The 5353-nt window shown below is 65.7% G+C and carries 8 protein-coding genes and 1 pseudogene; 2 read left to right on the top strand and 7 right to left on the bottom strand.

What is annotated here, in order from left to right; all coding sequences use genetic code 11:
- Positions 1–1148, top strand: a 1148-nt coding sequence (locus Q0693_RS02800; protein ID WP_298629036.1) for a S9 family peptidase, incomplete at its 5' end; no start/stop codon positions are given.
- A gap of 50 nt (positions 1149–1198) precedes the next feature.
- Here the strand turns inward: Q0693_RS02800 and Q0693_RS02795 are convergent.
- The 6 genes from Q0693_RS02795 to Q0693_RS02770 form a co-directional block, all read right to left on the bottom strand.
- Positions 1199–1465 carry a DUF3467 domain-containing protein gene (locus Q0693_RS02795; RefSeq protein WP_243027513.1) on the bottom strand — a complete coding sequence of 89 codons (267 nt, stop codon included), beginning with the start codon at positions 1463–1465 and terminating at the stop codon, positions 1199–1201.
- Positions 1462–1809, bottom strand: coding sequence for a roadblock/LC7 domain-containing protein (locus tag Q0693_RS02790; RefSeq protein ID WP_243030284.1), 348 nt, complete (start codon positions 1807–1809; stop codon positions 1462–1464). The genes Q0693_RS02795 and Q0693_RS02790 overlap by 4 nt, the downstream gene beginning before the upstream one ends.
- A gap of 19 nt (positions 1810–1828) precedes the next feature.
- Positions 1829–2158, bottom strand: a complete 330-nt coding sequence (locus Q0693_RS02785) for a roadblock/LC7 domain-containing protein (protein ID WP_114312908.1) — start codon at positions 2156–2158, stop codon at positions 1829–1831.
- Positions 2146–2556 (bottom strand): hypothetical protein, encoded by a 411-nt coding sequence (locus tag Q0693_RS02780; protein WP_298629032.1) that lies wholly within the window; start codon positions 2554–2556, stop codon positions 2146–2148. The genes Q0693_RS02785 and Q0693_RS02780 overlap by 13 nt, the downstream gene beginning before the upstream one ends.
- 98 nt (positions 2557–2654) lie before the next feature.
- The gene (gene recR, locus Q0693_RS02775) at positions 2655–3239 is read right to left on the bottom strand and encodes a recombination mediator RecR (RefSeq protein ID WP_243030239.1); all 585 of its coding nucleotides are present in this window, start codon (positions 3237–3239) and stop codon (positions 2655–2657) included.
- Position 3240: 1 nt separating this feature from the next.
- Complete coding sequence (locus Q0693_RS02770) at positions 3241–3558, bottom strand: YbaB/EbfC family nucleoid-associated protein (RefSeq protein WP_243030240.1); 318 nt, start codon at positions 3556–3558, stop codon at positions 3241–3243.
- 30 nt (positions 3559–3588) lie between these two features.
- Here Q0693_RS02770 and hemB point away from each other — a divergent pair, with 30 nt between their 5' ends.
- A complete protein-coding gene (hemB, locus tag Q0693_RS02765; RefSeq protein ID WP_298629029.1) occupies positions 3589–4569 on the top strand; it encodes a porphobilinogen synthase in 981 nt (326 codons plus the stop codon).
- Here hemB and Q0693_RS02760 read toward each other — a convergent pair.
- Positions 4570–5286, bottom strand: a pseudogene (locus tag Q0693_RS02760) (MFS transporter); the annotation flags it as partial.
- Positions 5287–5353: the final 67 nt, after the last annotated feature.

Raw genomic sequence — 5353 nt, 5'->3', positions numbered from 1 at the left:
TCCTAGGGCACGCCTTTGAGCGGGGTGGGGGTACGGAGGCCCGGCTTTACCACCTACGTGGGGGCCAAGCCCGGGTCCTTCTTGAGGGGAGCCTACACAACTCCCTCAACTCGGATCTCCGCTTTGGCGCCCACTCCCAAGGACCCAAGTGGGGTGGGGACGGGGTTTATGTGGTGCGCACCGAGGAGGGGATGGCCCGGCTTTACCGAGTCGGGCTAGAGGGAAAGGCTGAGGTGGTGGCCGCGGAAGGTAGCGTTCTTTCCTTCGCCATAACCGAGCGGGGTCTCTTTTTCCTTACCGAGGACTTCACCCGTCCGGCCCGCCTCGAGGGGCCCCTGGGCCTCTTTGACCCCAACGAGGGCGTTATCTCCCCTTTGGCCGAGCCCGTGTACACCCAGTGGCCAAGCCCCGAGGGGCACCGGGTTCCGGGCTGGGTGTTGCTTCCGCAAGGGGAGGGTCCCCATCCGCTGATCCTCTACATCCACGGGGGGCCCCACACCGCCTTTGGCCGGGCCCCCATGCTGGAGTTCCAGCTTTTTCGCCAGGCGGGGTATGCCGTGGCTTTTTGTAATCCTCGAGGGTCCACGGGCTACGGCCAGGACTTCGCCCTCCTGGAAGGGATGTGGGGGGAACGGGACGAGCGGGACCTCCTGGGCTTTTTGGATCACGTTCGGACCCATTTTCCCTTGGACCCAGCCCGGGTGGGGGTGGCGGGGGGTAGCTACGGGGGGTATATGGTGAACTGGCTCACCGCCCGCCATCCGGAGCGCTTCCGAGCGGCGGTCACCGACCGCAGCATCTGCAACTGGTTCAGCTTCTTTGGAGCCAGCGACATCGGCCCCCGCTTCACCTTCATGGAACTTTTCGCCAAGCCCTGGGAGAGGCCCGAGGTGCTGTGGGAAAAAAGCCCCCTGCGCCACGTCCACCAGGTGAGGACGCCCACCCTGGTGGTCCACTCCGAGCAGGACCACCGCTGCCCCATAGACCAGGGGGAAACCTGGTACACCGCCCTCCTCCACCTGGGAGTAAAGACCCGGTTTTTCCGCGTGCCCGAGGAGGGGCACGAACTTTCCCGCTCCGGCAGGCCAGACCGCCGCATGGCCCGGCTCGAGGCCTACCTGGACTGGTGGCGGGAAAACCTCCAATAAGGATCCCCACCTGGGCGGAAACCCGGGTGGGGGTCCCGTGGCCCTGATCCCTAGGCCTGGCTTTCCGCCACCGGCTCAGGGATGGGGCCGAAGGTTTCCTCGTACCGGGCCACGTTTTCCGCCAGGCTCCGGAGCAGGGCCTTGGCGTGCTGCGGGCTGGTGATCACCCGGCTCACCACTATGGCCCCCCCCTGGGGTTGCAGCAGGGCGAAGTCCAGGATGAACTCGTTCTTGGTGTGGGCGATGAGGGCCAGGTTGGTGTACCGGCCCAGGGCGATGTCCTTGTCGATTTGGATATCCAGCTTTAGCTCGCTCATCTAAGCGCCTCCTCTAGCTTGGGCACGGCCCTTTTCAAGGCCAGACGTACCCGTCCCAGGCTGCGCACGCTGTCCAGGAGAAGGAGCAGGTGGTAGCCGGGAAGGGGCACCAAAAGCAGGGCCCCCTCAGGGTACTCTACCATGACCTCCTCCACCCCCTCCTGGCCCAGGGTCTGGGCCAAGGCCTTGGCGGTGCCCAACGCCGTGGCGGCCCGGGCGGAAAGGAGGCTGGCTTCGGGGGCCTCCATCTCCCTGGCCTCTTCCACCACGAACCCATCCTCGCTGAGGAGGGCCGCCACCCGCACCCCTTTGATGGCCTGGAGTTCCTGTAGGACTTCCTCCACCATGCCTCCTTGTACCAGCTCAGAGGTTTTGCACCCTAAGGGCGATGCGGGAAAGCTCCTGGCCGATGGCCTTGCGGTCCATGCCCCGCTCCACCACCGCCCCCAGGACGTACTCCCCTACCCGTAGGGCCAGGATCTCGTGGGTGTCCGTGGCCAGGGTGAACCGGCGCACCTCTCCGGAGAGGGCCTCCGCCAAGGGGGTCATGTGGCGCACCAGGGAGGCCAGCTCCGCCGCCAGGACCTCGGCCGGGGGGTGGCCCCGGCCTAGGGCCTCTATGACCAGGCCGTCCAAGCCCGTAAGCACCGCCCGCTTGACGCCAAAGGGCGCCAGGCTTTCTAGGTAAGCCATCCCGCCACCTCCGCCAGTTTTTCCACGGTTTTGGCCGTTTGCAAGCGCGCCTGGCCCAGGTTGGCCTCCGGCTTCATCAGGAGAAGGAGAAAGAGTTCCTCGTGGCCTTGCCCTTGAGGAAAGGCACCTTGAGGTCTGGGGCTGGCTTTGCGCACCATCTGGGCGTAGCCTACCACGGGGTGGCCCCCCACCAGGAGCTCCTGCACCCGAGGGGTGCCCAAACTTCCGGCGTAAGCGGCCTTGGCCTGGCGCAGGAGGGCGGCATGTTCGGCCACGGCCGCCTCCAGGTCCACCCGCTTACGCCGCACCCCCTCCACCAGAAGGCCATCCAGGGTGCCGATGGCCGCGGCAAAAGCCCCTTCTACTTGGTCCAAGAGATGGTGCAAAACCTCCTCCATACTGCCCTTATACCGTTTTTACCATCCCCTTCTTCACGTTCCTCCGAAAAGAGGCCAAAGATGAGCCCCACCCCCGTGCAAACCAGGGTGGGATGCTCCTACAGGGCCTTCCTCCCCTCCAGGGCCCGGCCTAAGGTTACCTCGTCCACGTACTCCAGGCTTCCCCCCACGGGAAGGCCGTAGGCCAGGCGGCTGGCCTTGACCCCCCGGCGCTTGAGCTCCTCCGCCAGGTATAGGGCCGTGGCCTCCCCCTCCACGGTCATGGAGGTGGCCAGGACCACTTCCTCCACCCCCGGGAGCCTGGGCCAGAGGCTTTCCAGGTTGAGCTCCCTTGGCCCCACCCCTTCTAAGGGGTTCAGGGCCCCGCCCAGCACGTGGTAAAGCCCGTGGAACTCGCCGCTCCTTTCCAGGGCATAGAGGTCGGAAACCGTTTCCACCACGGCGATCACCGACCGGTCCCGGGTTTCGTCCTGGCAGATGGGGCAAAGTTCCCCTTCCGCCAGGTTGCCGCAGATCCGGCAGACGCCCAAGGCCTCGAGCCCGGCCAAGGCCCTTTCCAGTTCCGCAGCCTCCTCTCGGTGGAAGGCCAGATGGAGGGAAAGCTTCTGGGCGGTTTTGGGGCCGATTCCCGGCAGGCGGGAGAGGGCGCGGGTGAGCTTGAGGAGGCTTTCCGGGTACCGCATCCTAGAAAAGCTTGCCCAGCACCTGGCCCACGCCCCCCAGCTCCCGGGCCATCTCCTTTTCCGAAAGCTCGTGGGCCTTCTTCTGGGCGTCCTGGATGGCCACCAGCAGGAGGTCCTCCAGGCCCTCGAGGTCCTCCTGGAAGGCGGTGAGCACCTCGGGCTTCAGGCGGACGGCCAGGATCTTGCCGTGGCCGTTGGCCTCCACTTCCACCAGGCCCTGGGCCGTGCCCACCACGGTCATGGTCTCTAGCCTCTCTTGCACCTCAGCGGCCTTTTTCTGGGCCTTTTGCGCTTCCTTCAAGAGCTTCTGCAGGTTCATGCTCCCTCCTCCCTGAGTATAGTGGAAGGCATGGAGCGCCCAAGAAGGCTGCGTTCGCCCCTTCTCCGGCCCCTGGTGGCCGAGGTGGAGCTTAGCCCCAGGCACCTGATCCTACCGGTCTTTGTAAAGGAGGAGGGGGAGCCGGAGGAGGTTTCCTCCATGCCCGGGGTCTTCCGCCATCCCCTGGCCCACCTTCCCCGCCTGGGGGAGGAGGTGCTGAAGGCGGGCCTGGGTGGGATCATCCTCTTCGGCGTATTACCCGAGGAGGAAAAGGATACCTTGGGCCATGGGGCGTATGCGGAGGAAGGGATCGTCCAGCGGGCCATCCGCCTTTTGAAGCGGGAGTTTCCGGAGCTTTTGGTCATGGCCGACACCTGCCTTTGTGAGTACACGGACCACGGCCACTGCGGGGTGGTGCGGGAAGGCCCCTTGGGATTCCACGTGGATAACGACGCCACCCTCCAGCTTTTGGCCAAAACGGCCCTTTCCCAGGCCCAGGCGGGGGCGGATGTGGTGGCCCCCAGCGCCATGATGGATGGGCAGGTTAGGGCCATCCGGGAGGCCTTGGACCGGGGGGGGTTCGTCCACGTGCCCATCCTCTCCTATGCGGTGAAGTATGCCTCCGCCTTCTATGGGCCTTTCCGGGAGGCGGCAGGGAGCACCCCCCAGTTTGGCGACCGGGCTGGGTACCAGATGGACCCCAGGGCGGGCCTCTGGGATGCCTTGCGGGAGGCGGGGCTGGATGACCTCGAGGGGGCCGACATGCTCATGGTCAAGCCCGCCCTGCCCTACCTGGACGTGCTCTTGGCCCTTAAGGGGCGGTTTTCCAAGCCCCTTTTCGCCTACCAGGTGTCCGGGGAGTACGCCATGCTGAAGGCGGCAAGCCTCAAGGGCTGGCTGGACGAGAGGCGGGCGGTTCTGGAAAGCCTTTACGCCTTAAGGCGGGCTGGGGCCCAGGGGATCCTCACCTACTACGCCCTGGAGGCGGCCCGCTGGCTGAGGGAAGCCTAGCTAGGCTTCTTGGGTGGGAGGGGTTTCCTTGGGGGCGGGGATGCCCCCGGTAAGGAGGGTGTAGGCCGCCGCCAGGCTCACCAGGCTCCCCGCCAAGAGGAACACCGTGGGGGCTCCTATGGGGCCTTCCAAGGCCCCGCCCCACATGGTCCCGAGAAGCACGGCAGCGTTCATCACCGCACCGAAGGCGGCGAAGATCCGCCCCCGCATCTCCTGGGGGGTGTTGAGCTGCAGGATGGAGCGGGCGGGGACGATGAAGGCCATGTTGAGGAAACCGCTTAGGAAGAAGGCCAGGAGCACCCAGGCGAAGAGGGGGAAGGCGCCGATGGAGGCTTCAAAGACTCCAAATAGCAAAAGCCCCAGGAGAAACAGCCGTTCCCGGGGAATGCGCCTGAGGAGATAGGGGATGGAGAGGCCTCCCAGGATGGCCCCTAAGGCCATGGCGGCCTCCATAAAGCCAAACCCCGCCGAGCCCACCCCAAGCCACTTGATGGCCAGCACCACCCCCAAGGCGGTTTCCACAGAACCGAAAGCGGCGGCCACGAACAGGGTGCCCACCGCCCGGCGAAGGGCGGGGTGGCCCACCAGGTGGCCGATGCCCTCCTTCACCCGGGCGAAAAAGGCGGCTTTGGGAAGCCTTTGGGGCCTCAGGGAAGGGAGGCCCATCAGGATGAGCCCTGAGGCCAGGTAGGTGGCCGCATCCAGATAGAAGGCAAACTACTCGTAGAGGTCCACCAGGTCGGCCAGGTGTTCCACCTACTCATCCTATAATGGGTCCGATGCG

Source organism: uncultured Thermus sp., from assembly GCF_938010445.1.
In the GTDB taxonomy this organism is placed as follows: domain Bacteria; phylum Deinococcota; class Deinococci; order Deinococcales; family Thermaceae; genus Thermus; species Thermus altitudinis.
This window is presented reverse-complemented; position numbering and strand designations above follow the sequence as displayed.

Excerpts from the sequence above, each read along its gene's own strand:
- Q0693_RS02795 (WP_243027513.1), bottom strand. The coding sequence starts at position 1,465 with ATGAGCGAGCTAAAGCTGGATATCCAAATCGACAAGGACATCGCCCTG.
- Q0693_RS02785 (WP_114312908.1), bottom strand. The coding sequence starts at position 2,158 with ATGGCTTACCTAGAAAGCCTGGCGCCCTTTGGCGTCAAGCGGGCGGTG.
- Q0693_RS02780 (WP_298629032.1), bottom strand. The coding sequence starts at position 2,556 with ATGGAGGAGGTTTTGCACCATCTCTTGGACCAAGTAGAAGGGGCTTTT.
- recR (WP_243030239.1), bottom strand. The coding sequence starts at position 3,239 with ATGCGGTACCCGGAAAGCCTCCTCAAGCTCACCCGCGCCCTCTCCCGC.
- Q0693_RS02770 (WP_243030240.1), bottom strand. The coding sequence starts at position 3,558 with ATGAACCTGCAGAAGCTCTTGAAGGAAGCGCAAAAGGCCCAGAAAAAG.
- hemB (WP_298629029.1), top strand. The coding sequence starts at position 3,589 with ATGGAGCGCCCAAGAAGGCTGCGTTCGCCCCTTCTCCGGCCCCTGGTG.